Below are 3035 nucleotides of genomic sequence, written 5' to 3'. Positions count from 1 at the left end.
CCCCCCCCCCTTTTTTTTTTCCACCCACACCCCGCCACCCCCCATCGGCCCGGGTCGGGGGGGCTGGTATTTTTTTATCGCGCCCGACACCCAGACTTCGCCGCGGCCCAAGCCCGCGGCGAAGCCGGCCCCCGTCTCGGTCGACCCGAACCTCGTCGTGATGGGCGAGTTCGGCCGGGCGCAGGGGCTCAACGGCGAGATCCGCCTGAAATCCTATACCGGCGACCCGCAGGCCATCGCCGGCTACGGCCCGCTCGTTTCGGCCGACGGCCGGACGTTCGAACTCACGAGCGTGCGCCCGGCTCCCGGGTCGTCGCCCGACCTCCTGGTCGCGCGCGTCCGCGGCGTCTCCGACCGGACCGGCGCCGAGGCCCTGAACCGCACCCTCCTCTACGTCCCCCGCGAGCGCCTCGGCGAGCCGGATGCGGACGAGGTCTTCACCGCCGACCTCGTCGGGCTGCCGGCGATCGACGCCGCCGGCACGGTGATCGGGACCGTCGTCGCGGTGCCGAACTACGGCGGCGGCGACCTCCTGGAGATCAAGCCCGTACAGGGGGGCGCCACGGCGCTCCTGCCCTTCACAAAGGCCTTCGTCCCCGACCTCGACGTCGCGGCGCGGCGCGTCGTGGTGGCGCCGCCGGAGGATTTCTTCGTGCCCGCCGGGCCGAAGCCCGCGGACGATCCGGGCTGAGCGAGACCGGCGTCCAGCTTACGATTCGAGCAGCCCGCTCAAGGGGGCCGTGACCGTGCAGGTGACCCCGCTCTCCGGGTAGGCGAGCCTCACCGTGCCGCCGATCGCGCCGACGAGGCCGCGCTCGATCAGGCGGGTGCCGAACCCCTTGCGGGTCGGCTCGACCACGGACGGACCGCCCTGCTCGCGCCAGAGCAGGTGGATGACGGCGCTCCCGTCCGCGCGGTCGCGGCCCTCGACCTCCCAGCGCAGGACGACGCTGCCGTCCGGCACCGAGAGCGCGCCGTACTTGACCGCGTTGGTGGCCAGCTCGTGCGCCATCAGCGCCAGCGACAGCGCCGCCTTCGGGCCGACCGCGAGGTCGGGCCCCGAGAGCCGGAACCGCTGTGGCCCGCCGTCGTCGTGGATGCTCAGGGCGCCGCGCAGCACCGCCTCCATGCCTGCGCTCTCGCTTTCGCCGGAGAGCAGGATGTCGTGAGCCTTGCCCATGGCCACGAGGCGGGCCGACAGTGCCTCGCGCGCCGCATCCAGGTCGGTGACGTTGCGCAGGGTCTGCGTCGCGATCGCCTGCACCAGGGCGAGCGTGTTCTTCAGGCGGTGCCCGAGTTCGTGGTGGAGGATGTCCTGCTGCTGCGCGGCGCGCTTGCGGTCTTCGATGTCGCCGACCGCCACCACCGCGCCGATGGTGACGCCGTTGGAATCCTTCACGGCCTCGCCGATGATCTCGATCCAGCGACGCGACCCGTCGGGCCGCTGGTAATGCGCCTCCAGCTCGGCGTGGTCGACCTCGCCGGCGGTGATGCGGGCGAGCGGGTAGTCCCCGGGCGGCACCGGCGACCCGTCGGCCCGGTAGGCGCGGTAGGCGCCGTACCCGTCCCGGTCTTCGGCTTGCACGGTCGGGTGGCCGAGGATGCGCTCCAGGCGCGGGTTGCCGAACACGATCCGTCCGCTCGGCGCCTCCGCCAGCAGGATGCCCACCGGCATGGTCTGCAGGACGGTGTCCAGCTGCGCCTGGTTCTGGCGCAGGCGCCGCTCGGTCTCGTTGCGGCGGGTGATGTCGAGCATCGCCCCGATCATCCGCACCGCCCGGCCGGCGTCGTCGCGGATGATGTAGCCGCGGTCGATCACGGCGGCGTAGCTGTCGTCGCCGCGCCGGAAGCGGTACTCGTCGGTCCAGGTCTCCACGGTGCCGTCGATCGCCGCGTGGATGCTGCGGGCGATCCGGTCGCGGTCCTCCGGATGGATCTGGGCGAGCCACCACGCGCCCTGCGGCACCACCGCGCCGAGGTCGTGGCCGTGGGCGAGCGTCAGCGCCTCGTTCCAGCGGACCTGGTCGGCGACGAGGTCCCAGTCCCAGATCGCGTCGGTGGTGGCGCGCGCCGCCAGGCGGTAGCGCTCCTCGGTCGCCTTCAGGGTGAGGTCGGCGGCCTTGTGCTCGGTGATGTCGCGGACCGAACCGATGAAGCGGACGGCGACGCCGTCCTCGACGATCGCGCGGCCGCGGGCCGCGAGCCAGCGCTCGACGCCGGTGTCGGCCGCGATCACGAGGTGCCCGCTGCCTGGCTGTCCCGGCAGCTTGCCGTCCAGCCAGAACGGCAGCCCGTAGCGCCACAGGCCGCTGTCGACAGCCATGCTGCGGCCGGGGCTCAAGGGTGCGCCGGCCGCACCCGGCGGACCCAGGGCCGCGTCGACGACGGGCTCGATTCGGAAGAAGATGTAGGAGGCGTTCATCCGCATCAGGCGGCGGGCGTGGTCCGGGTGCGCGCGCAGCCACGCGGTCCAGCGGGCGAGGCTGAGGTCGTTCAGCGCCAGGTGCCCCTCCCCCACCAGCAGCTTGCCGATGGAGGTGTAGGGCCGGCCGTTCTTTCCGTCGTAGAGCACGCGGATCGCCGTGCCGTCGGGCAGGCGGACGCGGCCCGAGCCCTGCACCTGCAGCACGAACAGGTCGACGGCGTCGCGCAGCCACAGCAGCGGATGGGTGCGGGCGGCGATCGCCCCATCCTCGATCGCGGCGCGATCGGGATAGGGCTCGAACCCGGCCTCCCCCTGCCGCCCGGCGCGAAGAGCCGGATCGAGGCCGGGACGGGTCTCGCCGGGGCCGAGGGTCACGAGGTCGTCGGGACGGGCGAGCACGGCGGCCGTGTAGCCGGGGCCGGGGGTCAGCGATCCGTCGAGCTGCGGCTCGAAGTAGCCGGTGAGGAACCCGGCCCTGCGCTCGGGCTCGGTGCCGTCTGCCGGGCGCACGACCCGGTAGGCGGAGAACCGCTCGCGGAAGAAGCCCTTCGCCTGATCCGGTGCGAGGGCGGCGGCGGCCGTGCAGGCGGCGGCGAGGTCGGCAGGAGAG

The 3035-nt window shown here is 73.4% G+C and carries 2 protein-coding genes and 1 pseudogene; 1 reads left to right on the top strand and 2 read right to left on the bottom strand.

Annotation, left to right across the window (positions count from 1 at the left end; all coding sequences use genetic code 11):
* Positions 1–76 precede the first annotated feature (76 nt).
* Positions 77–691, top strand: a complete 615-nt coding sequence (gene rimM, locus FV222_RS21605) for a ribosome maturation factor RimM (RefSeq protein ID WP_348644946.1) — start codon at positions 77–79, stop codon at positions 689–691.
* An 18-nt stretch (positions 692–709) separates the two neighbouring features.
* On the opposite strand, the gene FV222_RS21600 is transcribed toward rimM, so the two are convergent.
* Both FV222_RS21600 and FV222_RS31435 read right to left on the bottom strand, forming a co-directional pair.
* Positions 710–2236, bottom strand: coding sequence for a PAS domain S-box protein (locus FV222_RS21600; RefSeq protein WP_246685589.1), 1527 nt, complete (start codon positions 2234–2236; stop codon positions 710–712).
* Positions 2216–3035: pseudogene (locus FV222_RS31435) on the bottom strand (MltA domain-containing protein); the annotation flags it as partial. The gene FV222_RS21600 and the pseudogene FV222_RS31435, both read right to left, overlap by 21 nt.

It is taken from the genome of Methylobacterium sp. WL103 (genome assembly GCF_008039885.1).
GTDB classification, from domain to species: Bacteria; Pseudomonadota; Alphaproteobacteria; order Rhizobiales; family Beijerinckiaceae; genus Methylobacterium; species Methylobacterium cerastii.
Note: the sequence above shows the minus strand (reverse complement) of the source record. Positions and strands in the feature narration are given on the sequence as shown.